Origin of the sequence: Micromonospora sp. C41 (assembly GCF_018070485.1) — a bacterium.
Classification (GTDB): Bacteria; Actinomycetota; Actinomycetes; order Mycobacteriales; family Micromonosporaceae; genus Micromonospora; species Micromonospora chalcea.
In genome coordinates this window covers 352,294-377,861 of sequence record NZ_JAGPXP010000002.1, presented here as the reverse complement: position 1 = coordinate 377,861, position 25,568 = coordinate 352,294, and the positions used below count along the sequence as shown (strand labels likewise).

26 protein-coding genes are annotated in these 25,568 nt (G+C 74.8%); 13 read left to right on the top strand and 13 right to left on the bottom strand.

The features are described 5' to 3' along the window. Positions 1-61 precede the first annotated feature (61 nt). The 3 genes from KBX43_RS03945 to KBX43_RS03935 all read left to right on the top strand — a co-directional run bounded on the left by KBX43_RS03945 (position 62) and on the right by KBX43_RS03935 (position 3,238). Complete coding sequence (locus tag KBX43_RS03945) at positions 62-1,651, top strand: DHA2 family efflux MFS transporter permease subunit (RefSeq protein WP_043324274.1); 1,590 nt, start codon at positions 62-64, stop codon at positions 1,649-1,651. 241 nt (positions 1,652-1,892) lie between these two features. Next, positions 1,893-2,117 carry a DUF3040 domain-containing protein gene (locus KBX43_RS03940; RefSeq protein WP_064446063.1) on the top strand — a complete coding sequence of 75 codons (225 nt, stop codon included), beginning with the start codon at positions 1,893-1,895 and terminating at the stop codon, positions 2,115-2,117. 35 nt (positions 2,118-2,152) lie between these two features. Then, positions 2,153-3,238, top strand: a complete 1,086-nt coding sequence (locus KBX43_RS03935; RefSeq protein ID WP_210883203.1) for a PIN domain-containing protein — start codon at positions 2,153-2,155, stop codon at positions 3,236-3,238. A gap of 135 nt (positions 3,239-3,373) precedes the next feature. Here the strand turns inward: KBX43_RS03935 and KBX43_RS03930 are convergent, their stop codons facing one another. Then, positions 3,374-4,684 (bottom strand): hypothetical protein, encoded by a 1,311-nt coding sequence (locus KBX43_RS03930; protein ID WP_247677090.1) that lies wholly within the window; start codon positions 4,682-4,684, stop codon positions 3,374-3,376. A gap of 91 nt (positions 4,685-4,775) precedes the next feature. Here KBX43_RS03930 and KBX43_RS03925 point away from each other — a divergent pair, with 91 nt between their 5' ends. Together KBX43_RS03925 and KBX43_RS03920 are read left to right on the top strand one after the other, a co-directional pair. Further along, positions 4,776-5,252: a molybdenum cofactor biosysynthesis protein gene (locus KBX43_RS03925; RefSeq protein WP_187693027.1), complete on the top strand. Its 477-nt coding sequence runs from the start codon at positions 4,776-4,778 to the stop codon at positions 5,250-5,252. A 153-nt stretch (positions 5,253-5,405) separates the two neighbouring features. Next, positions 5,406-5,972 (top strand): sigma-70 family RNA polymerase sigma factor, encoded by a 567-nt coding sequence (locus KBX43_RS03920; protein WP_043324268.1) that lies wholly within the window; start codon positions 5,406-5,408, stop codon positions 5,970-5,972. Positions 5,973-6,000: 28 nt separating this feature from the next. Here KBX43_RS03920 and KBX43_RS03915 read toward each other — a convergent pair whose 3' ends face one another. Both KBX43_RS03915 and KBX43_RS03910 read right to left on the bottom strand, forming a co-directional pair. Next, a complete protein-coding gene (locus KBX43_RS03915; protein ID WP_166456239.1) occupies positions 6,001-6,738 on the bottom strand; it encodes a zf-HC2 domain-containing protein in 738 nt (245 codons plus the stop codon). A 49-nt stretch (positions 6,739-6,787) separates the two neighbouring features. Next, positions 6,788-8,614 (bottom strand): glycoside hydrolase family 15 protein, encoded by a 1,827-nt coding sequence (locus tag KBX43_RS03910; RefSeq protein WP_210883200.1) that lies wholly within the window; start codon positions 8,612-8,614, stop codon positions 6,788-6,790. A gap of 52 nt (positions 8,615-8,666) precedes the next feature. On the opposite strand from KBX43_RS03910, the gene KBX43_RS32020 reads away from it, so the two are divergent. From KBX43_RS32020 to KBX43_RS03895, 3 genes are read left to right on the top strand one after another with little or no spacing between them, the layout of a single operon-like run. Beyond that, positions 8,667-9,869 (top strand): D-arabinono-1,4-lactone oxidase, encoded by a 1,203-nt coding sequence (locus tag KBX43_RS32020; protein ID WP_030502307.1) that lies wholly within the window; start codon positions 8,667-8,669, stop codon positions 9,867-9,869. Then, positions 9,866-10,243, top strand: coding sequence for a sensory rhodopsin transducer (locus KBX43_RS03900; protein WP_030502308.1), 378 nt, complete (start codon positions 9,866-9,868; stop codon positions 10,241-10,243). The genes KBX43_RS32020 and KBX43_RS03900 overlap by 4 nt, the downstream gene beginning before the upstream one ends. 33 nt (positions 10,244-10,276) lie before the next feature. Beyond that, positions 10,277-11,377 (top strand): aromatic acid exporter family protein, encoded by a 1,101-nt coding sequence (locus KBX43_RS03895; RefSeq protein WP_030502309.1) that lies wholly within the window; start codon positions 10,277-10,279, stop codon positions 11,375-11,377. Between the two features lie 9 nt (positions 11,378-11,386). On the opposite strand, the gene KBX43_RS03890 is transcribed toward KBX43_RS03895, so the two are convergent. Next, positions 11,387-12,787, bottom strand: coding sequence for an acyl-CoA synthetase (locus KBX43_RS03890; RefSeq protein WP_210883193.1), 1,401 nt, complete (start codon positions 12,785-12,787; stop codon positions 11,387-11,389). Positions 12,788-12,898: 111 nt separating this feature from the next. Here KBX43_RS03890 and KBX43_RS03885 point away from each other — a divergent pair, with 111 nt between their 5' ends. Further along, a complete protein-coding gene (locus KBX43_RS03885; RefSeq protein WP_210883185.1) occupies positions 12,899-14,026 on the top strand; it encodes a CaiB/BaiF CoA-transferase family protein in 1,128 nt (375 codons plus the stop codon). 13 nt (positions 14,027-14,039) lie between these two features. On the opposite strand, the gene KBX43_RS03880 is transcribed toward KBX43_RS03885, so the two are convergent. Together KBX43_RS03880 and KBX43_RS03875 are read right to left on the bottom strand one after the other, a co-directional pair. Further along, positions 14,040-14,456 carry an ASCH domain-containing protein gene (locus KBX43_RS03880; RefSeq protein ID WP_210883183.1) on the bottom strand — a complete coding sequence of 139 codons (417 nt, stop codon included), beginning with the start codon at positions 14,454-14,456 and terminating at the stop codon, positions 14,040-14,042. Positions 14,457-14,523: 67 nt separating this feature from the next. Beyond that, a complete protein-coding gene (locus KBX43_RS03875) occupies positions 14,524-15,402 on the bottom strand; it encodes a S9 family peptidase (RefSeq protein WP_210883181.1) in 879 nt (292 codons plus the stop codon). A gap of 108 nt (positions 15,403-15,510) precedes the next feature. Here KBX43_RS03875 and KBX43_RS03870 point away from each other — a divergent pair, with 108 nt between their 5' ends. Continuing rightward, positions 15,511-16,047 (top strand): GNAT family N-acetyltransferase, encoded by a 537-nt coding sequence (locus KBX43_RS03870; RefSeq protein ID WP_210883179.1) that lies wholly within the window; start codon positions 15,511-15,513, stop codon positions 16,045-16,047. Between the two features lies 1 nt (position 16,048). On the opposite strand, the gene KBX43_RS03865 is transcribed toward KBX43_RS03870, so the two are convergent. Beyond that, entirely contained in the window at positions 16,049-16,459 is a 411-nt protein-coding gene (locus KBX43_RS03865; RefSeq protein ID WP_043324249.1) for an MmcQ/YjbR family DNA-binding protein, read from the bottom strand. A gap of 162 nt (positions 16,460-16,621) precedes the next feature. Here KBX43_RS03865 and KBX43_RS03860 point away from each other — a divergent pair, with 162 nt between their 5' ends. The 3 genes from KBX43_RS03860 to KBX43_RS03850 are packed head-to-tail and all read left to right on the top strand — an operon-like array spanning position 16,622 to position 20,028. Continuing rightward, positions 16,622-17,737, top strand: coding sequence for an exo-alpha-sialidase (locus tag KBX43_RS03860; protein ID WP_210883172.1), 1,116 nt, complete (start codon positions 16,622-16,624; stop codon positions 17,735-17,737). Beyond that, a complete protein-coding gene (locus tag KBX43_RS03855; protein ID WP_064446057.1) occupies positions 17,734-18,030 on the top strand; it encodes a MoaD/ThiS family protein in 297 nt (98 codons plus the stop codon). Before KBX43_RS03860 ends, KBX43_RS03855 begins: the two co-directional genes overlap by 4 nt. Before the next feature lie 48 nt (positions 18,031-18,078). Continuing rightward, the gene (locus tag KBX43_RS03850; RefSeq protein ID WP_247677089.1) at positions 18,079-20,028 is read left to right on the top strand and encodes a beta-propeller domain-containing protein; all 1,950 of its coding nucleotides are present in this window, start codon (positions 18,079-18,081) and stop codon (positions 20,026-20,028) included. Positions 20,029-20,077: 49 nt separating this feature from the next. Here the strand turns inward: KBX43_RS03850 and KBX43_RS03845 are convergent, their stop codons facing one another. From KBX43_RS03845 to KBX43_RS03820, 6 genes are all read right to left on the bottom strand, one after another. Continuing rightward, complete coding sequence (locus KBX43_RS03845) at positions 20,078-20,692, bottom strand: hypothetical protein (RefSeq protein ID WP_210883170.1); 615 nt, start codon at positions 20,690-20,692, stop codon at positions 20,078-20,080. Further along, positions 20,689-22,044, bottom strand: coding sequence for a hypothetical protein (locus KBX43_RS03840; protein WP_210883169.1), 1,356 nt, complete (start codon positions 22,042-22,044; stop codon positions 20,689-20,691). The genes KBX43_RS03845 and KBX43_RS03840 overlap by 4 nt, the downstream gene beginning before the upstream one ends. Beyond that, positions 22,044-22,838, bottom strand: coding sequence for an ATP-binding cassette domain-containing protein (locus tag KBX43_RS03835; RefSeq protein ID WP_069089751.1), 795 nt, complete (start codon positions 22,836-22,838; stop codon positions 22,044-22,046). The genes KBX43_RS03840 and KBX43_RS03835 overlap by 1 nt, the downstream gene beginning before the upstream one ends. A gap of 74 nt (positions 22,839-22,912) precedes the next feature. Continuing rightward, positions 22,913-23,725: a zf-HC2 domain-containing protein gene (locus KBX43_RS03830; protein ID WP_210883167.1), complete on the bottom strand. Its 813-nt coding sequence runs from the start codon at positions 23,723-23,725 to the stop codon at positions 22,913-22,915. Then, positions 23,722-24,306, bottom strand: a complete 585-nt coding sequence (locus KBX43_RS03825; protein WP_104113132.1) for an RNA polymerase sigma factor — start codon at positions 24,304-24,306, stop codon at positions 23,722-23,724. Before KBX43_RS03825 ends, KBX43_RS03830 begins: the two co-directional genes overlap by 4 nt. A gap of 64 nt (positions 24,307-24,370) precedes the next feature. Then, complete coding sequence (locus KBX43_RS03820) at positions 24,371-25,537, bottom strand: SGNH/GDSL hydrolase family protein (RefSeq protein WP_210883165.1); 1,167 nt, start codon at positions 25,535-25,537, stop codon at positions 24,371-24,373. Positions 25,538-25,568: the final 31 nt, after the last annotated feature.

Here is a 25,568-nt window from a genome sequence, read left to right as displayed (position 1 = left end):
CGGACGGTGCGTGGCGACCCCCACCGCCTTCGGCAGCCGAACCGGATCCAGGAGACCGTTAGTGACCCAGCAACCCGTCGCGACGTCGACAAAGCTCGACGCCGCGGTGCTCAAGGTGGCCGGCGTCGTCGTGCTCGGCGCGATCATGTCGATCCTCGACGTGACAGTCGTCAGCGTGGCGCTCCCGACGTTCCAGAGCGAGTTCGACGCCTCGTACGCGCGCGTCGCGTGGACCATGACGGGCTACACGCTTGCGCTGGCCACGGTGATCCCGCTCAGCGGCTGGGCCGCCGACCGGTTCGGCACGAAACGCCTCTACATGGTGGCGCTGGCGCTGTTCACCATCGGCTCCGGGCTCTGCGCCACCGCCGACTCGATCGGCGAGCTGATCGCCTGGCGTGTGGTCCAGGGCCTCGGCGGCGGCATGCTCATGCCGCTCGGCATGACCATCATGACCCGGGCCGCCGGCCCGCACCGCATCGGCCGCCTGATGGCAGTGCTCGGCATCCCGATGCTGCTCGGCCCGATCACCGGCCCGATCCTCGGCGGCTGGCTGATCGACGTCGCCAGCTGGCACTGGATCTTCCTGATCAACCTGCCGATCGGCGTGGTCGCGCTGATCTACGCCCAGCTCGCGCTGCCGAAGGACAACGCCGAGCCGTCCCAGGCGTTCGACTTCCTCGGCATGCTGATGCTGTCGCCGGGTCTGGCCCTGTTCCTGTACGGCATCTCCACGCTGCCCGAGACCGGCACGATCGCCGACACCAAGGTCTGGCTGCCGATGCTGGCCGGCGGCGCGCTCGTGGTCGCCTTCGTGGCCTACTCGTTCCGGCCCCGCCATCCGCTGCTCGACCTGCGGCTGTTCCGCAACCGCAACCTCACCATCGCCTCGATCACCATGTTCGTGTTCATCATCGCGTTCATGGGCGCGGGCCTGCTGTTCCCGAGCTACTTCCTGCAGGTGCGGGGTGAGACGACGCTCGCCGCGGGCCTGCTGATCGCGCCGCAGGGCATCGGCGCCATGCTGACCATGCCGATCGCGGGCACGCTCGCCGACCGGGTGCCCGTCGGCCGGACGGTGCCCTTCGCGCTGGTGCTCATCGCGGCCGGTTTCTTCACCTTCACGCAGCTCGGCACCGACACCTCGTACTGGCTGCTCTGCGGCTCGCTGTTCGTGATGGGCCTCGGCATGGGCGGCACGATGATGCCGATCATGACCTCGGCGCTGAAGACGCTCAGCGCCGCCGAGGTGGCGCGCGGCTCCACGCTGGTCAACATCCTCCAGCAGATCGGCGGATCGATCGGCGCCGCGATCATGTCGGTCATCCTCACCAGCGAGCTGAACGGCTCGCGGCCCATCCCCGGCGTGACCGACCCGGGCACCGGCGCCCCGCTGACCGAATCCCAGCTCGCCATCGCCGCACAGCAGCGGCCCGAGCTGATCCAGCAGTTCCCGGTGCCGCCGTCGCTCATCGAGCGAGGGCTCGACTACGCCGCGGGCGCCTTCTCGACCACGTTCTGGGTCGCGTTCGGTCTGGTGCTGCTCACCTTCGTCCCGGCCGCCTTCCTGCCGCGCCGGCGTGAGCCGTCGCACCTGCTCGACGGCGAGACGGGCGAGGACAAGCAGCCGATGGCGCTGCCGATCCACTGACCGCCGCCGTGACCGGGGCCGGACGCCTGAGCGTCCGGCCCCGCGCCACATCGGTGCGGTGCCGCCCGCCGTGCCGGGTGGGCGCGTTGTCGGCCACCCGCCGGTGTCCTCGCGCTGTCGGCCTGCCCGGCCGTGTCGGCGTGGCTTTCGCCGCCGGGACCGTGCCGGCGGGGCCAACCCGCCACCGCGGCCGTGACGAGCGCCTACGATCGGCACAGGGAGCCGGGGAGAGGCGGGCAGCGTGAGCGCGGACGACGCGCAGCGGTCGGCGCGACGGCGTAACCGCATGCTGCTGGCGGGCCTGCTCGCCGTCGTCGGGCTCATCCTGCTGCTGCTCGGGCTCACCGTCGCCAGCGGCACCGTCGCCGGCGTCGAGGTGGTGCTGGCGCTGCTGCTCCTGGTCAGCAGCTACGCGATCCAGCGGCTGGCCCGCCGCGAGACCGTCTACCGCGACGAGCGGCGCTGACCGGCGGAGCGGTCCGGCCGGGCTAGGCTGCCAGTGTGGATCACGAAGACCGGATCGCGCTGTTCCTCGACTACGAGAACCTGGCCCTGGGCGTACGCGACCACCACGGTGGTGGTGCGTTCGACTTCCGGCCGATCGCCGACGCGCTCGCCGAGCGGGGGCGGGTGGTGGTGCGCCGGGCGTACGCGGACTGGTCGTACTTCGACGAGGACCGGCGGATGCTCACCCGGTCGCACGTCGAGCTGATCGAGATCCCGCAGCGCATGGGCGCCTCCCGCAAGAACGCCGCGGACATCAAGATGGCGGTGGACGCGGTCGAGCTGGCGTTCGAGCGCGGCTACATCTCCACGTTCGTGATCTGCACGGGCGACAGCGACTTCACTCCGCTGGTCCACAAGCTGCGCGAACTCAACAAGCGGGTGATCGGTGTGGGGGTGGAGAAGTCCACCTCGGCGTTGCTGCCGCCGGCCTGCGACGAGTTCCTCTACTACGACCGCCTCGAAGGCGTCGACGTGCCGCCGCCGTCCGCCCGCCGGTCGCGTCCGGCCCGGACGGCGCCGCCCGGGCCGGTGGCGGAACCGGTGGCGGAGGTCGCGCCGGAAGCCGCTCCGGCCGAGGAAGGGCGGGCCCGGGACGTCGACACGCTCGCCGTCCAGCTCGTGCAGACGGTGGCCGGCATGCAGGGCAGCTCCAGCGGTGACGTGACCGCGTCCGCGCTCAAGCGCGCGCTGTTGCGCAAGGACCCGACGTTCAGCGAGTCCGACTACGGCTTCCGTACCTTCGGCGAGCTGCTGCGCCACCTCGCCGCGCGCAACGTGGTGGAGCTGGCGGCGGGGCCGGCGAAGGGCGACCCGGAGGTGTCGCTTCCGGAACAGGGTGACCGGGACGTCGCGTTCGGGCTGCTGCGATCAGTGGTGGTGGACCTGGCCGGCGAGGGCGGCGCGGTGGCGCTGTCCGGGCTGAAGGACCAGCTCCGGCGCGCCCGGCCCGACTTCAGCGAGAAGAAGCTCGGATATCGCAGCTTCCTGCAGTTCTGCAAGGCGGCCGCGACGGGCGGCGCGGTGGAGCTGCGCTGGAGCCCAGAAGACGGCGACTACCTCCTGACCCCCCATACCTCCTGACCCCCCCACCCCACCCGCCCCTCGCCCTCCCCGGCCCCTCACCCCCGCGATCTTGCACTTGTGGCCCGCTCAAAGCGGGGCGAAGCCGGCATCTTCGGGGCGTTAAGTGCAAGATCGACGAGGGCGAGGGCGCGATCACCGCGAGGGTGGGCGTGGCGACGCCGAGGGAAGGGCGGCGGGGAAGCGGGAGAGCGGCGAGCGTGGGGCGGGGTCAGGGGAGGGTTGCGTCTTGCTGGGCTGTTGCGTCGGAACTGACGGCCAGGCCGAGGTGCAGGCCAGGTCCAGGATGCTCGGCTCGGCGGATGCGGCGGACGGGCTCGGCTCGGTTGTCGGATCGGGCTCGCCGGTCGGAACCGGATCAGCCGTCGGGCTCACGCTCGGCGCCGGTGTCACCTGGCCTGCGGGTGGGCCGGACGATTCGACGGTCACGGGCGTACGGCCGCTCACGTGCGTCGACGGGGATCCGGCGGCAGGTGGCGCGGTGGTGGGGACCCGATCACCCGAACCGGCGGCCGGAGGCCGCGGCGCGGGCCGGGGCGGCCGGGACGCGGGGGGAGACGACGGGTTGACCGGGGTCGCCACGGGCGGCACTGACGAAACGGCCGGTGGGGGTGCGGTCGCCGGGTGCGTCGCGGTTCGGGCTGCCGGGTCGGTCTGCCCGGCGGTCGCGGTCCAGGTGCCGGCGGAGGTGACGCCCAGCAGTACGGCCATCGCTGCGACGCCCGCCGCGGCCAGCCGCTGGGGGAGCGCCCGTTCGGCGGGGGCGTCCCACGGCCCGAGTGGCCGGGGCGGGCGGGGCCGGGCGGCCCGGTGGGCGGACCACAGCGCGTCGATGTCCTCCACCACAGCGGTGCGCGTACCGGTGGCGTCGGCGTGGGCGAGGGTGAGGTAGAACCGGGCGTTCGCCGCGCCCGGCGCCGGCACGCGCAGGCCCGCCGGTGCGCCGCCGTCCGTACCGTGCAGCAGGGTGACCGGACGGCCGGGGTGGTGCCCGAGTCCGCGCAGAGTCGGCAGGGGCCACTCCCGGCCGACGCCGGGCCCGGTGAAGGCGACCCGCCGGTCGGTCACCACGGCGGCGCCGCTGGCGATCACGCGCAGCCCGGCCGGTAGCGGGCCCTCGGCCGGGTCGAGACATCCGGCGAGCGTGCCGCCCGGCACCGGCAGTCCGGGCAGGTGCCGGGCCGCGGCCTCGACGAGGTCGACGGTGGGCAGGATGCGGTAGACGACCTCTCCGTCGTCCAGTGGCACCGGTAGCGGGGCGCCGGCCAGGACGCACCCGTGGAAGCCGGCCGCCTCGATCCGCAGCCGGTCGAGGTGCTCCGCGCGCCGCCGCCAGGCCCGCGCCGCCGTCTCGTACGCCTGGCGCCGGCGCTCGTTCTCGCGCCGCGCCCAGGCCAGCCGCCGCCGGGGATGAGCCCCGATCGCGTCGGGTCGCCTCGCCGTCACACCTGGTACAACGCCCTGCGTAAGCCGCGGATACGTGAGCGCGGCTATCGTCCGTTTTGGCGGTGGTATGCCCGCGATTACACTTCGGGGCATGCCGCGGATCGTCCAGTTGCTGGCCTCGCCCGTGCACCGGTACGTGGGCCGCCCCGCGGACGGGCCCGCCCCCGCACCGCCCGGTGAACTGGTCGAGCGGGTCGAGGTGCGCGCCGGGCTCGGCATCGTCGGTGACCGCTACTTCGGCCGCCCGGCGCACCGGCAGGCGAGCGTCACGCTGATCGCGCGGGAGTCGCTGCCGCCCGGGGCGGACCTCACCCAGTTGCGACGTAACGTGCTGACCGACGGCATCCCGGTGGACGAGCTGGTCGGCCGGGTGCTCACGCTCGACTCCGGCGACGGTCCGGTCCGCCTGCGGGTGCACCGGGCCGCGCCGCCGTGCGCCTGGCTCGACGTGGTGGTCGCGCCCGGCACCTGGAAGGCACTGCGCCGCCGGGGCGGCGTGCGCTGCGCGCCGCTCACCGACGGCGTCCTGCGGGTCGGGCCGGTCACCGTCTCCGTCGACGACGACTGACCCGGTTCGGGAACTTTTCCCGCCCGCCGGCCGACCAACCGGAGGTCGCCGACAGTCAGGCCCGGTGGCAGGAGGGACGCCAGGGATGAACCGAGCGGGCAGCGGATCCGTACCGTCGGGCATGACGATGTCGGGCCCGCGGGCCGGCCGAGGATGAGCCCGGACGCCGACGACGAGCAGGTGACCGGGTGGGCCCGGAGCGCCGCCCGTGGTGACCGGCTGGCCGCTGCCGCGTTCGTCCGTGCCCTCCAGGCGCCGGTGTGGCGGTTCCTCGCCCACCTGGCCGGGCCGGCCGAGGCCGACGACCTGGCCCAGGAGACGTTCCTGCGCGCGCTGCGCAGCCTGCCCGGCTTCGCGGGCCGGTCGTCGGCGCGTACCTGGGTCTTCACCATCGCCCGCCGGGTCGCGGTGGACCACGTGCGGGCGGCGACCGCGCGGCCCCGCACGGCCGCGCTGGCGGACTGGCAGGCCGCCGCCGAGGCGGCCGGGGCGGTGACCCGCGGCGGGGACGACGGGGTGGTGTTGCGCGGGCTCATCGCGGCGCTCGCCCCGGACCGCCGGGAGGCGTTCGTGGCCACCCAGGTGCTGGGCCTGTCCTACGCCGAGGCCGCCGAGGTGTGCGGCTGCCCGGTCGGCACGATCCGGTCCCGGGTCGCCCGCGCCCGGGAGGACCTGGCCGCCGCCTGGTCCGGCGACGTCCGTGACCGCCGCGCCCGCTGACACCCGCGGGCCCCGGCCGTCCGGCGGTTCAGGCCGCGCGCCGGTTGCGGGCCTGTGCGGGGTACGGGCCCGGCTGCACCAGCCGCAGCGGCGCCGGCGCGGCCGGTTCCTCGGTGCGCAGCGCCCACCGCGATCCGCTCGACCGGCCCCGCCCGGGCGGCGTGTCGCCGGGGCGCCAGCCCGGCCGGGACAGCACCAGCATCACGGCCCAGCCGACCAGCAGGAAGCCGTGGCTGACCAGCCGGGTCATCGCGACCTGACCGGTGATCAGGTCGTTCACCGACAGCAGCACCAGCGTGGCGACGAACGCGCTGAGCATCGGCAGCAGGCCGGACGGCGTGGTCCGGCGTGCCGCCACGTAGAGGAACCCGGCGCCGACTGCTACGTTCCACGCCGCCGACTCGTGCCACAGGTGCTGGCCGGAGGTGTGGGCGTGCGCGACGACCGCCTCCCGGCCGATCTGGGCCAGCCCGAGTACGAGCTGCACCGCGCCGAGCAACCCGAGCGCCCCGCGTAGTCCGAGCGCGATCCGCTGGCGGCGGCTCGGCCGGGGCGGCGGCGCGGCGGCGAGCACCGCGTCGACCAGGTCGGGTACGCGCGGGGCGAGCTGCGTACGGGCCCGCCGGGTGACCGCCGCGGCCGAGTCGAACCAGCCCCGGCAGCCGGCGCAGCCGGTCAGGTGCGCCTCGGCCGCCTCGATCTCCGAGCTGGACGCCTCACCGTCCAGCTGTGCCGACAGGATTTCCCGCCACTGCTCACACGCCATACAGGGATAGTCGTCCGGACCGGCGCGCTGGTTCCCGGCGGGGTGCCGGTCACGCCGCCGCGGCCGCTGACCGTTCCGCCCACGCGTGCAGCGCGTCCCGGTCGCCCGCCGAGTCCAGGTTCAGCGCAGCCTCGATCAGTGCCAGATGGGTGAACGCTTGCGGGAAGTTGCCCAGCGCCGTGCCGTCGGGCGCGCGTTCCTCCGGATGCAGGCCGAGCGGCCCGGCCCGGCCGGCCAGCCGGTCGAAGATGTCCCGCGCCTCGCCGTGCCGGCCGGCCAGTACCAGCGCCGAGACCAGCTCGAAGGAGCAGAGCAGGAACGCCCCCTCGGTGCCGGGCAGCCCGTCGTCGGCCCGGTAGCGCCGGATCAGGTCGGGCGCGACGGCGAGGTCGGCGCGGATCCGTTCGACGGTGGCGACCACCCGGGCGTCTTCGCCGGGCAGGAACCCGACGAGCGGCATCCGCAGCAGCGAGGCGTCCGGCTCGGTCCCGCCGTACGCCATGACGAAACTGCCGGCGCGCTCGTCGTACCCGCGGTCGAGCACCTCGGCGTGCAGCGCGTCACGTTCCCGGCGCCACCGGTCCACCGGCGCGGCGCCGTCGCCGAGCAGCCCGGCGAGGCGGATGCCCCGGTCCAGGCAGACCCAGGTCATCACCTTCGAGTAGACGTAGTGCCGGCACGGGCCGCGGATCTCCCACACCCCGTGGTCCGGTTCCCGCCAGCGCTCCGCCATGGTCTCGACGTGCCGCCGCAGCAGCGCCCACTGCGGGCCGGTCAGCTCGCCGGTGAGCAGCTGGTAGGCAAGCGCCGCGTCGAGGATGTGCCCGTACGTGTCGAACTGGATCTGGTTCGCCGCCTCGTTGCCGACCCGCACCGGCGCCGAGCCGGCGTAGCCGGACAGGTGCGGCAGCTCACGCTCCTCGGTGGCGTGGCCGTGGATGCCGACGAGCGGCGCGAGCGGATGCTGCCGCGCGCAGATGCCGAGCAGGAACCGCAGATAGCGGCGGCCCTCCTCGGCGTGGCCCAGGCGGAACAGCGCGAGCAGCAGCAGCGCCGCGTCCCGGTGCCAGGTGAAGCGGTAGTCCCAGTTGCGGACCCCGCCGATCTCCTCGGGCAGCGATGTGGTCGGGGCGGCCAGCAGCGCGCCGGTCTCGTCGTAGGACAGGCCGCGCAGCACCAGGGCGCTGTGCCGGACCGCGCCGGCCGCGAAGCCCGTGTAGTCGCCGCGCGCCGACCACGCCCGCCAGCTGTCGGCGGTCCGCTCGGTCAGCTCCTCGGCGTCGGCGAGGGCGGGCACCGGGTCGGCGTACCCGAGAAGCAGCGTGGCGTCCTGCCCGGCGCGCAGCTCCGCCTCGGCGACGAGCGTGCCGCCCTCGACGGTGACCGGCAGGTCGGTGCGCAGCCGCAGCGGCGTGCCGTCGGCGTGCCAGCCGGTACCGTCGCGCCGCCAGCGCACCGGGCGTGCCCCGTACCCGGGGCGGGGCGTCAGCTCGGCGCGGACCCGCAGCACACCGTCGGTGACCCGCAGCCGGCGCACCAGCACCCGCTCGGCGTGGATCGGCCGGTCGGCGGCGCCGGGCCGGACCGCGAGCAGGTCCTCGCCGGCCGCCGCGCCGGACGGGGCGGCCCAGTCGTTCTCCAGCACCAGCGTGTCCGGCCGGTAGCGGCGCCGCGGCGCCGGGCAGCCGGCGACGGTGAGCGTGAACCGGCCGCCGGTGTCCCGGTCGAGCAGCCGGGCCGCGACCGCGTCGCCCGCCGCGTCCGGTACGCAGAACCACTCGACCGCCCCGTCCGGTGCGACGAGCGCCGTGGTGTGCGTGTCGGACAGGAACGCGTACGCGTCGATCGGCGGGAACGACAGCGGCGGCTCGGACACGGCGGTGACTACCCGGCGCGGGCACGGGTAAGCGGGCCGGGGAGGGGCCGCTGTGACACGCGAGTTCGTGAACTGGTCCGGCAGTCTCCGCTTTACACCGGCGGACCGGGCCGAGCCGGCCGACGAGGCCGAGGTGTGCGACCTGGTGCGCCGTGCCCGGGCCACGCGCGCGACCGTCCGGCCGGTCGGCTCGGGGCACTCGTCCAGCCCGCTGGTGCGTACCGACGGGATCCTGCTGAGCCTGGACCGGATGGCCGGGGTGATCTCCGACGACGGGCGGGTCGCGACCGCGTGGGCCGGCACGAAGCTGCGGGCGCTGGGCGAAGGGCTCTACGACGCCGGGCTGGCCATGGACAACCTGGGCGACGTCGACTACCAGTCGATCGCTGGGGCGACCGCCACCGGCACCCACGGCACCGGCATCGGATTTGGGAACCTGAGCACCCAGGTCACCGGCGTGCGCCTGGTCACCGGCACCGGCGACGTGCTGGACGTCGACGCGCGGCGCAACCCGGAGCTGCTGCCGGCGGTGCGCCTCTCCCTCGGCGCGCTCGGCGTGGTCACCCAGGTCACGCTCGACGTGCAGCCGACCTACCAACTGCACCGCCGCTCCTGGTGCGCGCACCTGGACTGGACCCTGGACCACCTCGCCGTGCTGCAGCACACCAACCGCAACATGGACTTCTACTGGTACCCGCGCAGCGACCAGACGCAGATCCGGGTGATCAACCGCACCGACACGGACGCCGCGCCGGACCGGGCACAGCCCCGGCTGCCGGACGGCGAGCCGCGGCAGAGCCAGGTCGGGCCCACCCACCGCACCATTCCCCGGCACCGGGAGCTGCGCTTCGAGGAGATCGAGTACATGCTGCCGTCGGAGGCGTTCCCGGCCTGCTTCGCCGAGGTGCGCCGCCGGGTGCGCGACCGGCACCGCCGGGTGGCCGCCTGGCGGGTCCTGGTCCGCACCATCGCCGCCGACGACATCTGGCTCAGCAACGCCTACGGCCGCCCCACCACCACGATCGCCTGCCTGCAGAACACCTCGCTGCCGTACGACGAGTACTTCCGGGACATGGAGGCGGTGTTCCGGCACTACGGCGGACGCCCGCACTGGGGCAAGAAGCACTGGCTCGGCGCGCGGGAGCTGCGTCCCCTCTATCCCCGCTGGGACGACTTCCAGGCGGTGCGCCGCCGGCTCGACCCGGACGGGGTGTTCCTCACCCCGGACCTGGCCCGGCTGCTGGAGGAGTCGTGAGCGCGCCGGTCGGCGCCCGGGTCTGGGTGGTGCCGGGCGGGCACGTGCCGTTCCCCGCGCACGGCCCGGAACCGGCGTTCACCGCCTTCGACCAGCTCTGCGTGCTCAACGCCGCCGACGAGGACGCCGAGCTGGAGCTGGACTTCTACTACCAGGACGTCGAACCGGTCGGACCGTACCGGCTACTGGTCGGCGCCCGCCGGATCCGGCACGTACGGGTGAACGACCTGATCGACCCGGAGGCGGTGCGACTGGACCGCCCGTACGGCTGCGTGCTGCGTTCCCCGGTCCCGGTGGTGGTGCAGTTCCTGCGCCAGGACACCCGGCTGCCCGGCGTGGTGGCGCTGACCGGCACGATGGCGTACCCCGGGTGAGGTTCGGGCGGGCGACCGCGGGTACCCGGCCGCATGCGGGATGCCGTCGACCGGGTACGCGACGCCGGGCGGTCCAGCCGCCGGCGACTGGGCACGTACTTCATCGTGGCGGTCCAGGCCGGCCTCGCGGCCACGCTGGCCTGGACGGTGGCCCGCGAGGTGCTCGGCAACCCCGACCCGACGTTCGCGCCGGCCGCGGCGGTCAGCGTCATCGCCGCCTCGCTCGGCAACCGCACCCGGCGGACCGTGGAGCTGGTGGTCGGGGTGGTCCTCGGCATCGTCGTCGGTGACCTGCTGGTGCATCTGTTCGGCACCGGGCCGTGGCAGACCGGCGTGATCGTGTTCCTGGCGGTCTCCGCGGCGGTGCTCGTACGCGGTACCGGCGCGCTCGTCACCCAGGCCGGCGGTACGGCGGTGCTGGTCGCCACGCTGACCCCGGTGTCGCCCGACCTGGAGCTGCCCCGGACCCTCAACGCGCTCGTCGGCGGCGCCGTCGGCCTGCTCGTGGTGCTGGTGATCGCGCCGCTGAACCCGCTGCGCGCGGTCCGCCGCGTGGCAGACCCGGCGCTCGACACGTTCGCCAGTCAGATGACCGCGTCGGCGGAGGCGCTTGCACACGCCGACGTGCGCGCGGCCGACGAGGTGCTGGCCCGGATGCGCGCCGCCGAGACGGAACTGGACCGGATCGACGAGATGGTCGGCGCCGCCGACGAGGTGGTCCGGTTCTCCCCGGTGCGCTGGCGGCGACGACGCGCCCTGGCCGCGTATCGGCACGGCGCCGAGCACCTGGACCGGGCGTTCCGCAACAGCCGGGGCATGGTGCGCCGCATCGGCACCGCGTTACGGGACCGGGAGCCGGTGCCGCCGCACCTGCCCGCCGCGCTGGAGCACTTCAGCGAGGCGATCCGGCTGCTGCACCGGGCGTTCCTGGCCGCCGAGGAGCCGGCCGCCGCCCGGGAGCGGGTGCTGCGCGCGGTCCGCGACGCGGGCGAGGCGTGCCGGCAGGAGATCGGCTTCTCCGGCACCATCGTGGTCTCGCAGTTGCGGACCGTCGCCAACGACCTGCTGCGTGCCACAGGCGTGCCGGCGGACGAGGCCCGCCGTCAGGTCCGCCGCGCGGCAGCGGCCCGCTGAGAGGGCCGCTCACGCCTCGGTCAGCAGGGTCTTCTGCACCTTGCCCATCGCGTTGCGGGGCAGCGCGCCGACCAGCCGTACCTGCCGGGGGCGCTTGTGCGCGGACAGGTGCCGCGCCACGAAGTCGATCAGCTCGGCCTCGGCCACGCCGTCGCCGACCACGTACGCGGTCACCTGCTGCCCCAGGTCGGGGTGGGGCGTGCCGACCACCGCCGCCTCCCGCACACCCGGGTGGGCCAGCAGCGCGTCCTCCACCTCGCCGGCCCCGATCCGGTACCCGCCGCTTTTGATCAGGTCGGTGGCGGCCCGGCCGACGATGCGGTGGACGCCGTCCGGGTCGACCGTGGCGACGTCGCCGGTGCGGAACCAGCCGTCGGCGGTGCGACCGGCTGCGTCGGCGTCCGGCCGGTTCAGGTAACCGTCGAACAGCGTGCCGCCGCGTACCTGCAGCTCACCCATGGCCGCGCCGTCCGCCGGCAGCGGGTCGCCGTGCTCGTCCCGCACCCGCGTGTGCACGCCGGGCAGCGGCACACCCACGGTGCCGGGCCGCCGGGGACCGTCCGCGCGGGCGCTCACCGTCACGAGCGTCTCGGTCATGCCGTACCGCTCCAGCGGCCGGTGCCCGGTCAGCCCGGCCAGCGCCGCGAAGACCGGATCGGGCAGCGCCGCGCTGCCGGACACGAGCAGCCGGGCGCCGCGCAGCGCCCGCGCCGCCGCGGGTTGCGCCGCGATCCGCGACCAGATCGTGGGTACGCCGGAGTACAGCGAGCCGCCCGCCGCCGCGTACCGTTCGGGGTGGGGACGGCCGACGTGGCGCAGGCGGCTGCCGACGCGCAGCGGGCCGAGCACGCCCAGCACCAGCCCGTGCACGTGGAACAGCGGCAGCCCGTGGACCAGCAGGTCGTCCGGTGTCCAGGCCCAGGCGTCGGCGAGCCCGTCCAGGCAGGCGGCGACCGCGCGGCGGGACAGCATCGCGCCCTTGGGCGCGCCGGTGGTGCCGCTGGTGTAGAGGATCAGCGCGGTCGCCGCCGGGTCGGGCTCGGGATGGCTGGTGTCCGAGCGCCGAGCCAGGTCCAGCGGCACGAGCGGCGGCGAATGGGCTTTCCGTGTGCCCGGCGCCGCCAGCAGCACCTCCGCGCCGGAGTCACGCAGGATGTGGTCGCGTTCCATCGGTCCGGCGTCGGGCGGCACCGGCACCACCGCCGCACCGGCGAGCAGCCCGCCGACCACGCCGACCACCGTCTCCAGGCTCGCCGTCGCGGGCACCGCCACCCGGGCCGCGCCGCGCAGGTCGTCGGCGACCGCGGTGGCCGCCCGGCGCAGCTCCACCCAGGACAGCGAGCGGTCCTGCACCCGGATTGCGCCCGGGCGCTCGTCGGTGGCCTCGGCGAGCCGGCTGAGCAGCGGCACGGGCACCCCTTTCCGGTACGTCCCTGACGTGACCGTAGCCGGACGGCCCACCCCGGCCGGGTGGGCCGTCAGGAATGTGTCATCGTGGTCGGCGGCGAGAGAGGGGTCGGCATGTCGGGTCCGTTGCACGGGGTGCTGGTCGCCGACTTCTCCCGGATCCTCGCCGGGCCGTACGCGACGATGCTCCTGGCGGACCTCGGCGCGGACGTGGTCAAGGTGGAGTCGCCGGGCGGCGACGACACACGTGGCTGGCGGCCCCCGGTCCGTGACGACGTCTCCACCTACTACCTGGCGGTCAACCGCAACAAGCGCTCACTGGTGCTCGACCTGACCGACCCCGGCGACCTGACGCTGGCGCACCGGCTGGCCGACCGGGCCGACGTGCTGATCCAGAACTTCCGTCCGGGCGCGCTGCGCCGCTTCGGCCTCGACCACGACACGGTCACCGCCCGCAACGCCCGCCTGGTGTACGCCTCGATCAGCGGCTTCGGCGCCGCCGGGGGTGCCGACCTGCCCGGGTACGACCTCATGGTGCAGGCCGCCGCCGGGCTGATGAGCCTCACCGGGGACGCCGACGGCCCGCCCTACAAGGCCGGTGTCGCGGTGTTCGACGTGATCGCCGGGCTGCACGCGGCGGTCGGGATCCTGGCCGCGCTGCGGCACCGCGAGGAGACCGGGCGCGGGCAGCACGTCACAGTGGACCTGCTCTCCTCGGCGCTGTCCGGGCTGGTCAACCACACCAGCGCGCACGTGGCCGGGGCCGCGCAGCCGCACCGGATGGGCAACGCGCACCCGAGCATCGTGCCGTACGAGCCGCTGCCCACCGCCGACGACGAACTGGTGGTGATCGCCGGGAACGACGCCCAGTTCCGTACCCTCTGCCGGGTGCTCGGCGTGCCGGAGCTGGCCGGCGACGCGCGGTTCCGGCGCAACGCCGACCGCGTCGCGCACCGCGACGAGCTGCGGCCGCTGCTGGTGGCGGCGCTGTCCCGGCGCGGCAGCGCGGAGTGGTTCGCCGAGCTGCGCGCGGCGGGCGTGCCGTGCAGCCCGATCAACTCTGTGGCCGACGGGGTGGCGCTGGCGCAGGGGCTGGGCCTGGAGCCGGTGGTGACGACCGGCGGGGTGCCGGGGATCCGGAATCCAATCGGCCTGTCCGACACCCCGCCGCGCTACGAGCTGCCGCCCCCGGAGCTGGACGAGCACGGCGACCAGCTGCGCGCCTGGCTCGCCGCCCCCTGAGCCGGGCGCGCGGTCAGAGCGTCTCGACCAGGCGGAAGCGTTCCAGCACGGCCATGGTGTCGTCGTCGACGGTGAACGTGGGGTCGCCGAGCCAGCCGCGGTAGTCCTCGCCGTGCCAGAACCGCTCGTGGCCGGCCCGCCAGGCGGCGACCGACTCGTAGCCCTCGCCCTCGTCCCGCGCGTGGTCGAGATCGACGTCGCCGAGGCGGGCGACGCGGACCTCGACCAGCTCGATCACCGCCACGGGCCGGCCGTCGGAGTCGATCACCGCCGAGCGGGTACCGACGGCCGGCAGTGGCTCGCCGTCGATCTCGTAGTCCTGGACCAGCGCGGTAGTGGTGCTCTTGCTCCCGTCGAGCACCGCGGCGACGAGCCGGTCGCGCAGCGGGCCGGGGAAGGCGAACTCGAACGTGGGCAGCGCGGCATCCATGCCCGGCAGGCTAGCCGTCGGCGGCGGCGCGGCGCGCGGAGAATTGGATCCGGAACCGGCAGCCCGCTCAGCCGGCCGGCGGCAGCAGGCGGTCCAGCCAGCCCAACAGCACCCGCTCGTACTGCGGGCTGACGCTGTCCAGGTCCTCACCCTCGCCGAGCGTGGGCGCGTGGTCGCACCCCGCCAGCCGGGCCACCGTCAGCTCGGCGTCGCGGGCCGCCCGCCGCCACACCTCGAGGCTGTCCTCGATCGGGATCCAGGCGTCCGTCTCGCCCCAGCAGAGCAGCACCGGGCAGGTCAGCCGCGCCAGCACCGGCGCCGGGTCGTAGTCCATGTCGGTCCACGTGCCGGGCGTGGCGGGCAGTTCCTCGGGCAGGGACGCCAGTGGGAACCAGGGGTGGCGCACGGCGACGTCCAGCTCCGCCTGCGCCACCGTGCGTGGCACGTCGCCGCGCAGGTAGTCCTCGGCGAGCGCGCGCAGCCGGGTCAGCTCAACCACGTCGGCCGGCCCGTACCCGTGCCGGCGCAACTGCTCAGCGGTGCCGTAGCGCATCTGCCTCGCGGGGCTCACCCCGCTGCACCCGACCAGGACCAGGAAGTCGACCGGGTGCCGGGTGGCGGTCAGCGCCGCCGCCCACGCGCCCTGGCTGAACCCCCACAACCCGACCGGGACCGCCCCGACGTGCCGGCGCAGCTCGGTGAGCGCGGCGGAGGCGTCGTCGGCCTGGTCGGCCAGCGGCACGTCGTGCCCGTCGACGCGGGGGCGGCGGTCGTAGCGCAGCACCGCGATCCCGGCCCTGGGCAGCAGCCGGGCCAGGTGCGTGTACAGGAAATGGGAACGCTGCCCGGCGTGCGAGCCGTGCAGCACCACCAGGCCTCCCCGTACCGGCGCGGCCGGCAGGTCGAGGACCGCGGGCAGGCCCGCCGTGCCGATCGTCGTCTCCATGCCGGGCAGTGAACCATCAGCCGTCCTGCCCCGTGGTCCCGGCCGCCGCCCGCGACGCCCGCGTGCGTACGCTGACCAGGTACGCAGCCGCGACCGTGGAGAACCGCCATGACCAGCCCCGCATCCCGCACCGTCCGGGTCGCCCGCTCCGGCGACGTGGCCGCCCTCGTCGAACTGATCGAGTCGGCGTACCGGGGTGAGCGCAGCCGGCAGGGCTGGACCCACGAGGCGGACCTGCTGGCCGGGCAGCGCACCGACCCGGACATGGTCGCCTCGGCGGTCACCGCCCCGGACGGCGTGGTGCTGGTCGCCGAGCAGGACGGTGACCTGCTCGCCTGCTGCCAGCTGGAACGCCGCGACGACCACGTCTACTTCGGGATGTTCGCGGTGGCCCCCGGCCGGCAGGGCGGCGGCCTGGGCCGGGAGCTGCTGGCCGAGGCCGAGCGGTACGCGACGCAGCAGTGGCACGCCGGTGAGATGCGGATGACCGTGATCGTCCAGCGCGACGACCTGATCGCCTGGTACGAGCGGCGCGGCTACGTCCGCACCGGCGAGCTGAGCCCGTTCCCGTACGGCGACGAGCGCTTCGGCGTGCCGCTGCGGCCGGACCTGGCGTTCGAGACGCTGCGCAAGAAGCTCGGCTGATTCAGCCGGGCCGGTCGACCAGCGCCACGAGCTTCTTCGGGGCCAGCACGCAGTAGCTCTCGGTGAGCAGCTCGGCGACCTCGGTCCAGTCCGTGTCCGCGTCGAGCCGCAGGCCGACCACGTCGGCGGCCCAGTCCGGCTTGAAGAAGTGCGGCCCGGCCGCGAGCAGCCCGGCGATCTCGTCGCCGGGGGAGCGGAACGTCATCACGCACACCGGCTCGTCGGTCGCCGCCGCCCGCGCGTACGCGGCCTGGTGGCCGGGGTCGACGGTGAGCACGTGGGCGAACGTGCGGCCGCGCACGCGCCACCGCACACCCACCCAGGCCGGCTCCTCGTAGGCGTCGGGCAGGCCGAGGCAGACCGGGCGCAGGCGGTCGAGGTGCTCGGGCGGAACGTCTCCGGGACCGGTCATGCCCGCACGCTAGCCGCAGCCCCCGACATTCCCGCCGTACCGGCGTGGCGCCCGGTCGCCGCGCGTCCGGCGGAGAAATGTCAAGCCTGGGAGTACCACGACGATGAGTTTCGGCGAGGCCCGCGGTCAGTGCAGGGAAGACACCTGGATGGAGGACGAGACATGAGCGGCGCACGGGTACTTGTCGGCACGCGCAAGGGCGCGTTCATTCTGACGTCGGACGGCAAGCGCGACAACTGGACCGTCGACGGACCGCACTTCGGCGGATGGGAGATCTACCACCTCACAGGTTCACCCGTCGAACCGGACCGGCTCTACGCGTCCCAGTCCGGCGGCTGGTTCGGGCAGCTGATCCAGCGTTCGGACGACGGCGGCCGGAACTGGACGACAGTCGGCAACGACTTCGCCTACAGCGGCGAGGTCGGGCAGCACCTCTGGTACGACGGCACCCCGCGCCCGTGGGAGTTCAAGCGGATCTGGCACCTGGAGCCGTCCCGCCACGACCCCGACACCGTGTACGCGGGCGGTGAGGACGCCGCGCTCTACCTGTCCACCGACGGCGGCCAGAAGTGGTCCGAGCTGACCGCGCTGCGGCAGCACCCGACCGGCCCGTCCTGGCAGCCCGGCGCGGGCGGGATGTGCCTGCACACGATCATCCTCGACGCGGCCGACCGGGACCGGATCTACGTCGCGATCTCGGCGGCGGGCGCGTTCCGCAGCGACGACGGCGGCGCGAGCTGGCTGCCGATCAACAAGGGACTGCGCTCGGGCGAGATCCCGGACACCGACTCCGAGGTGGGGCACTGCGTGCACCGTCTCGCCCAGCACCCGTCCCGGCCGGACACGCTGTTCATGCAGAAGCACTGGGACGTCATGCGCACCGACGACGCCGGCGGCAACTGGCGGGAGATCAGCGGCGACCTGCCGACGGACTTCGGCTTCCCGATCGCGGTGCACGCGCACGAGCCGGAGACGGTCTACGTGGTGCCGATCACCAGCGACTCGCTGCACTACCCGCCGGAGGGCAAGCTGCGCGTCTACCGCAGCCGTACCGGCGGTGAGCACTGGGAGCCGCTGACCGAAGGGCTGCCGCAGTCGCACTGCTACGTCAACGTGCTGCGCGACGCGATGGCCGTCGACACGCTCGACCCCTGCGGGATCTACTTCGGCACCACCGGCGGTCAGGTCTATCACTCGGCCGACGGCGGTGACACGTGGGCGCCGATCGTGCGCGACCTGCCGGCCGTGCTCTCGGTCGAGGTCCAGGTGCTGCCGTGATCCGGGTGGTGCTGCCGGCGCACCTGAAGAACCTGGCGCACGTCACCGGCGAGGTACGCGTCGAGGTGGCCGGGCCGCCGACCCAGCGGGAGGTGCTCGACGCGCTGGAGGCCGCGTACCCGATGCTGCTCGGCACGATCCGCGACCGGCACAGCGGGAAGCGCCGGCCGTTCGTCCGCTTCTACGCCTGTGAGCTGGACCTGTCGAACGAGTCGCCGGACGATCCGCTGCCCGAGGAGGTCGTCAAGGGCAAGGAGCCGTTCATCGTGCTCGGCGCGATGGCCGGCGGCTGAGCGCGTTCGGCCGGGAACCGTGCTCGCCGCGGCCACGTCTGACGGCCCATGACCTTTCGCAGATTCCGGACGATCGGATGGACGCTGGCCGCCGCGCTGGCCCTCGGTGGCTGCACCGCGTCACCGTCGGCCGATCCGCCGCCCACCGGCCGGCCCGTTCCGGCCGGTGGGTTGCGGCTCGTCGCGTTCGACTCCTGCGACGAGGCGCTACGGCAGATCCGGGCGGCCGCTCGGGCGGCGGTGGGACCGTGGGGTCTCGGGCCGGGCCGCGACCTGCTCCGGTTCGGCGCGGAGGCCGGGGCCGACAGCGGCGCCCAGAAGGCGGCCGGGCCGGCGTCCACTCCGGACTTCTCCGGGACGAACGTGCACGAGGCCGGCGTGGACGAGCCGGACCTGGTCAAGACCGACGGCCGGCGCATCGTCACGTACGGCCGGGGCGTGCTGACGGTCGTCGACCCGGCGACCCGCCGGCAGACCGGCCGGCTGGCGCTCGATCCGGCCGACGACCGGTTCTCCGGGCAGGAGGGCAGCCTGCTGCTGCACGGGGACCGCGCGCTCGTGCTGCTGCGCGCCGGAAGGGTCCCCGAGTCCACGGTGCCCGGTCGGCGTCCCGCACCCGGCGTGGTCGGGCAGGCCCGGCTGGTCCTGGTCGACCTCGCCGCAGCGCCGCGCGTCGTCGGCGAGTACCGGATCGACGGCCGGATGGTCGACGCACGGCAGGTCGGCGCGACCGCCCGCATCGTGATCAGTTCCGGTCACCGGCTCGAGTTTCCGCAGCAGCCGGGGGAGCGTACCGACGCGCAGCGGATCGCGGCGAACCGCGGGGTCATCGACAAGGCCACGCTCGACGACTGGCTGCCCCGGTACGAGGTCCGCGACGGCGTCCGCACTGTCGGCAGCGGTCGGGTCGGCTGCGACCGGGTGAGTCGGCCGGCCGGCTTCTCCGCCGCCTCGACGCTCACCGTGCTCAGCTTCGACCTGGGCGCGTCCGCGCTCGGCGCCGGTGACCCGGTCACCGTGTTCGCGGACGGCGACACGGTGTACAGCAACGGTCGACGCCTCTACGTCGCCGCCGACCAGCGCTGGCGGACGTGGCGCGCCGCGTCACCGGAGGCGCGCGACGTCAGCACCGAGATCTATCAGTTCGACACCGCCGCGGGCACGCCGCGCTTCGTCGCCGCCGGGTCGGTGCCCGGCTGGCTGATCAACCAGTACGCGCTGTCCGAGTGGGACGGTCACCTGCGGGTCGCCACCACCACCGGCGACACGTGGAGGCGGGAGAGGTCCTCCCAGTCCGGCGTCTACGTGCTGCGCGCCGACGGTCCCACGCTCAAGCGGGTCGGCGCGGTCACCGGCCTCGGCAAGGGCGAGCGGATCTTCGCGGTGCGGTTCGTCGGCGGTACCGGATACGTGGTCACGTTCCGGCAGACCGACCCGCTGTACGGCGTGGACCTGCGCGACCCGGCCGCGCCCCGGGTGACCGGCGAGCTGAAGATCAACGGGTATTCGGCGTACCTGCACCCGGCCGGCGACGGCCGCCTGATCGGCGTCGGCCAGGACGCCACTGACGAGGGGCAGGTGACGGGCACCCAGGTGTCGCTGTTCGACGTCGCCGACCCGGCCCGGCCCACCCGGATCGCCCAGCACCACGTCGCCCGTGGCTGGTCGGAGGCGGAGCACGACCCGCACGCGTTTCTCTACTGGCCGCCGGAGCGGCTGGTGGTGATCCCGGTACAGCAGTCGGGCGTGGTCACCGACGGGGCCGACGGCACGAAGCGCCCGCCGTCCGGCGGCGTGCTGGCGCTGCGGGTCGGCGACAAGGGCTTCACGGTGGCCGGCGCGGTGGACCATCCGGGGAGCCTGGCCGACGGCGGCGAGCGGACGCCGATCCGCCGCTCGCTGATGATCGACGGTGTGCTCTGGACGGTCTCCGACGCCGGTCTCAAGGCGACCGCCCTGGCCGGCATGACCAGCCTGGCCTGGGTGCCGCTGACCTGACATCGGCCGGGCCTCGCCGCGCGGTAGGCGTGCGACGAGGCCCGGCGCGTCACTGTTCCAGCGCCGCCTCGGCCGCCGCGACCTGCGGGCCGACCCGCAGCGCGTAGGCGACGACGCCGCCGAGGAGGAACGTCGTGGCGGTGACCGCGGCGATTCGGTTGCCCGGCTCCTGCGCCATCCACAGCGCCGCCTGCCGCCATTCCGGCCCGCCCGGCGCGGCCATGAAGGACGCCATGGCGGCCCAGGCGGTCGGCGCCTGCCAGGCGGCCCGGGCGCCGGCCAGCGCCGCGCCGAGGCCGACCAGCCCGATCAGCCCGGCCGTGTTGCGGGCCAGCACGTCCAGCGGCCCGAAGTCGGCGCCGAGAACGCGGGCGGCGGCCAGCAGACCGACCACCACCACGCCGTACCCGAGCAGGTGCCCGGCCCGGCGCGGCGCCCACTGCCACGCGGCGGTGCGCTCCAGCGCCGGGTCGTTGCCGGCGAGCGTCGGCCCGAGCGGCGCCACCGCCAGCGCGGTGGTGAGCACGGCGAGGCCGGCGGGCACCTCGGGGCGTTCGGTGAAGCCGGACCAGGCGACGGCCATCACGGCGACGGCGATAGCGGATCCGGCCAGGGCGGCGGGTAGCCGGCGGGACCGCACGTACAGCGGCAGCCAGCGGGTCACGGCGCGGCCCGTCCGGTGAGCGCCGGCATCAGGTCCGGCTCGCAGCGCGCGGCTGCGTCCCGCAGCGCGGTGATGCGCCGCAGCTGCTCCGGCTCGGGCAGCGCGCGCAGTTGCCGCACCCCGTCCCGGATCTCCTCCTGCTTCTCGTCGGCGTACCGGTAGCCGGTCCAGGAGTCCCACAGCCGCACGGTCTCGGCGTCGAGCAGCCAGGCCGCGGCGATCGCCGGGGCGATGTCGTCGCCGCTGCGCCCGCAGCCGTACCACATGGTGCCGCCGCCCAGTGCGATGCGCTCGGCCACGTCGGCGGCCCGGCCGGTGTCCGGGTCGACCTCCAGGAGGAACTGCACGGTGCCGGGTGCCGGCTTGGGCCGGTGCCACTGCTCGCTGTCGTTGCTGCCGACGGTGTCCAGCCGCACTTCCACCGCGCGGGCCGGCGCGTCCGGCAGCTTTGCCAGCGCCTTGAGCCCTCGGCGGGCCTCGGGAGTGATCTCGGGCAGCAGGTGCGCGTTGACGGCGGTGACGCACACCTGCGGCGTGCCGTCGGCGCAGACGAAGCGGCGTGCGTCCGGATCGAGCTGCCAGATCCCGGTCGGGCCGGGCACGCCGATCAGCAGGAGACCCGCCACGCCCCCGGCGAGGCTCGCGAGCGCCCCGGCCCGGACCGGCCACGACCGGCCCGCCGCCAGCAGCAGCCCGGCGAGGACCAGCCCGACGCCCAGCGCGAGGCGGCTGAGCAGCAGCCGGTCGGACAGCGTCTCCCACGGCGTGTCCGGCGGCCAGGAGATCATCAGGGAGGCGTTCGACAGCCGGCTGGTGCTGCCCGGACCGCCGAGCATGGCAGTGCCCTCCTGCGCGACCAGGCCGGCGGCGGCCAGCAGCGGCGGCAGCAGCGGCGAGGACCACAGCCGGCCGACGGCCACCCCCACCCAGGCCGCGCCCACCAGCACCAGCACGTCGGTCAGGGGCCCGGCGAGTCCGCGTACGCCGAGGTAGGCGCCGTCGAAGGTGACCACCGCGCCGGCGCCGGCGAGCACGAGCAGGTGCGCGGCCGCGACGGCGACGCCGAGCGCGGTCATCGCGGGCAGCGCGCGCTGCCAGCGGGGCCGGCCGGTGCTGTTCATCAGCTCGTCGGCGCGGGTACGCCGGTCCCGGCGGCCCAGTACCGCGCCGCCGGCCAGCGACAGGGGCATCAGGAGGAACATGCCGGAGGAGTGGACGTAGCCCAACCGCAGCCACTGTCCCTGCCAGAAGCTGTACATGCTGGCGGCGCCGAGGATCCCGATGATCAGGAGCAGGACCGCCATGGTCGGCGCGTTGGAGCGGCGCAGTTCGACGCGTACCTGTCGGATCATCAGGCGCTCCGGTGCTGCTGGAGAAGGTACGAGTAGCCGCGCTCGGCGGCGCTGTCGCCGACGCCGCCGGTCTCGCCGTGGCGGACCAGGTCGGCGGGCAGGCCCTGGAACACGCGGGTGCCCTGGTCCATCAGGATGACGTCGGAGCAGGCCGCCACCACGTCCTCCACCAGGTGGGTGGAGACCAGCACGCAGGCGTCCGCGCCGAGTTCGCGGATCAGCTCACGGAACTCGACCCGCTGTTCCGGGTCCAGGCCGACTGTCGGTTCGTCGAGCAGCAGCAGGTCCGGTTCGTTCACGATCGCCTGGGCGATGCCGGCCCGGCGCAGCATGCCGCCGGACAGCGACTTGAGCTTGGCGTCGGCCCGGTCGGTGAGGCGTACCCGGTCGATGGCCCGCTGGGTCGCGCCCGGCACCGCCGAGGCCGGCATCTCCCGCAGCCAGGCCACGTACTCGACGTACTCCCGGACGGTGAACCGCGGGTAGTAGCCGAACTGCTGCGGCAGGTAGCCGAGCCGGCGGCGCACCGGCCGCAGCTCGCGGGACGCGGTGGCGTCCGCGCCGAGCAGCCGGAGCACCCCGCCGTGCGGTTTGACCACTGTGGCGAGCGCGCGCATCAGGGTGCTCTTGCCGGCGCCGTTGGGGCCGAGCAGCCCGTGCACACCGGTGCCGAGCGTCAGGCCGAGGTTGTCGACGGCCAGGTGCCGTCCGGCCTTCACCGACAGTCCCACCGCCTCGATCCGCCAGGCGTGCCGGGTCGGCGCCACCTCGTCGGCGCTCACTGCGCGTACCAATGTCGTCTCCTTCTCGGGGCAGGGTCGTCCGCGGCGCCGGCGGGGCGCCGTGGCGTGGTTCCGGGGGGCCGGCGTCAGCCGGCGGGCCGCCGCAGGTGGTCGGCGCGCAGCACGGTCAGCGCGGTGAGCACGGCGGCGGCCGCCGCCCAGGCGGGCATGGTGGTGGGCCGGAGCAGGGCTTCGGTGACGGCGGCGGCGCGGGCCGCGTCGGCGTCGCCGGTGAACGACGCGGCCGCGACCGCGGTGAGCCAGCCGCCGCCGAGGACGGCGGCGGCCAGCGGCACGCCGACGCGGCTGCCGAGCAGCAGCGTCGCCGCGGTGAACGTCAGGCAGGGCAGCAGCCACAGCGCGGGGTTGCGGCCGACCGCCAGCCCGGCCACCGCGAGCACGGGCGCGACCAGGAGCAGAACCGCGAGGGTACGGCGAAGCAGCAGTTCCAGCCCGGCGCGGGCGGTGCCGGCGACCACCTCCCAGTTCGGGTTGGCGCGTCGGGACCAGGCCACCGCGAGCCCGGCCAGCGGCGCGACCGGCGCGAGCAGCAGCACCGTCGAGGGCTGCTCGGGGTAGTTGCGGTCCAGCAGCACCGCGGCGAGGATCGCCGTGCACGTCATCGCCGCCCAGGCCAGCAGCGACCAGTCGGTCCAGCGCAGCCACCACCGTCGCAGCGGTCGCCGGGGCACCGGTCGCGGCCCGGTGCGGGCCTGTGCCAGGATCGCCTCCCGGGCGTCGCCGAGCAGCGCCCGCAGTGGCGGTGCGGCCAGGTCTCCGAGCCGGTCGCGGCACTCGGCGCAGCCCTCCAGGTGCACCTCGATCGTCCAGGCGGCGGCGTCGTCGGGGCTGCCCGCCGCGTACGCGACCAGTGCCTGCGGGGGTACGTGAGCTGTCATGCCAGCGCCTCCCGTAGCGCGTTGCGGGCACGCCGCGCCCGGCTCTTCACGGTGCCCTCCGGCACCCCCAGCAGGACCGAGGTCTCCCGGACGGTCAGCCCGTCCAGGACCATCGCGGCCAGCACCGCCCGCAGTTCCGGGGCCAGCGCGTCCAGCGCGGCTCCTACCTCCGAGCCGAACGACCCGGCGAGCGCCTCGTCCTCGGCGGCCGGCGCGCTGCGTACCGGAAGCACGTCGGTGGGCACCTCCTGGACGCGGGCGCGGCGGCGCAGCGCGTCGACCAGGCGCCGGGCCGCGATGGTCCAGATCCAGCCGGCGGCCGAACCGCCCGGCGCGTCCGATCCACCGGAGCGCCGGATGCCGGAGAACGAGCCGGCGGCCCGCCACACCGTCAGGTACGTGTCCTGGAGGACCTCGGCGACGATGCCGTCGTCCGCGCAGCGCCGCCGCAGCCGGATCGCGAGCCACGGCGACGTACGCCGGTACAGCTCGTCGAACGCGTCGAGGTCGCCGCGTGCGACCCGCCGCAGCAGCCGCTCCTCGTCCTGTTTGCTTCCTCCCACGCCTAGATGGTCGTTCACGGCCCCTCCGACGGATCACGGCGCGGCGTGACCTGGGTCACACCGCGCCGCGGGTGGGTGTCCGTCACTGCGCGGCGGCGAACGGTCCCTTCGGTCCGAACGCCAGCGCGGCGAACCGCTCGCCGATGCGGCGGTCGGCGGCCGGGTCGGGGTGCAGCTCGTCGGGCAGCGGCAGCTCCGCGTAGTCGGCCTCGCCGTACAGCTCCAGCCCGTCGAGGTAGTGCAGGTTCGGGTCCGCGCCGGCCCGGGACGCCACGATCCGGGCCAGCTCGGCGCGGATGACGCGCAGCGTGAGCCGGCCGGATGCCACCTCGGCCGGGTCGCCGGTGGCCCGGAACCGCACCTTCCCGTCGACGAACTCGACAGCGCCCGGGCCGGGCGTGTCCTCCTGGATCGGGCACAGGATCGACGACACGACAAGCAGCGGCGTGTGCGGGTGCCCCTCCCGGATGGTGTCCAGGAAGCCGTGCACGGCCGGGCCGAACGCGCGCAGCCGCATCAGGTCGGCGTTCACCACGTTGATGCCGATCTTGACGCTGATCAGGTCGGCCGGGGTGTCGCGCATCGCGCGGGCGGTGAACGGGTCGAGCAGCGCGCTGCCGCTGAACCCCAGGTTGACCAGCTCCACGCCGGCCAGCGTGGCGGCCACCGCCGGCCAGGTGCCGGTGGGGCTCTCCGCGTCCGAGCCGTGGCTGATCGAGCTGCCGTGGTGCAGCCACACCCGGCGGTCACCCGTGTCGACCGGCTCGACCGGCGCGTCCGTGCGCAGCGCCACCAGCTCGGTGATCTCCCGCTGCGGCAGCCAGATCACCACCTCCTTGTCGGTGGCGGGCAGGTCGGTGAAGCGCACCGTGCCGACCGGCCCGGGCTCGATGCTGGACGTGCCGGTGGCCAGGTCGATGGTGAGCACCTTGCCGCCACCGGCGGTGGCCTGACCGGCGAGGCGGCCGTCCACGACCAGGTCGTAGCGGCCGTCGGGACGTGGCCCGGTGCCCCGGTAGACCATCTTCATCGGCAGCACGTCCAGCTCGACTGTGGTGGCGCGGGTGCGGAACACCAGCCGTACGCCCGAGGGCATCGCCTCCGCCGTCGTCAGCTGCGGGTCGATGTTCTGCGCCCGGGCCCACGCGGGCAGCCGGTGCGGCAGCACCCCGTCGGCGGTCTGTTCCAGGTCGAGCGCGCCGCGCAGCAGGTCGGAGGTGATCGGAGTGGTGAGGTGCGGGGATGCCATGATCCCGATCCTGCCCCCGGATCCGGGGGAC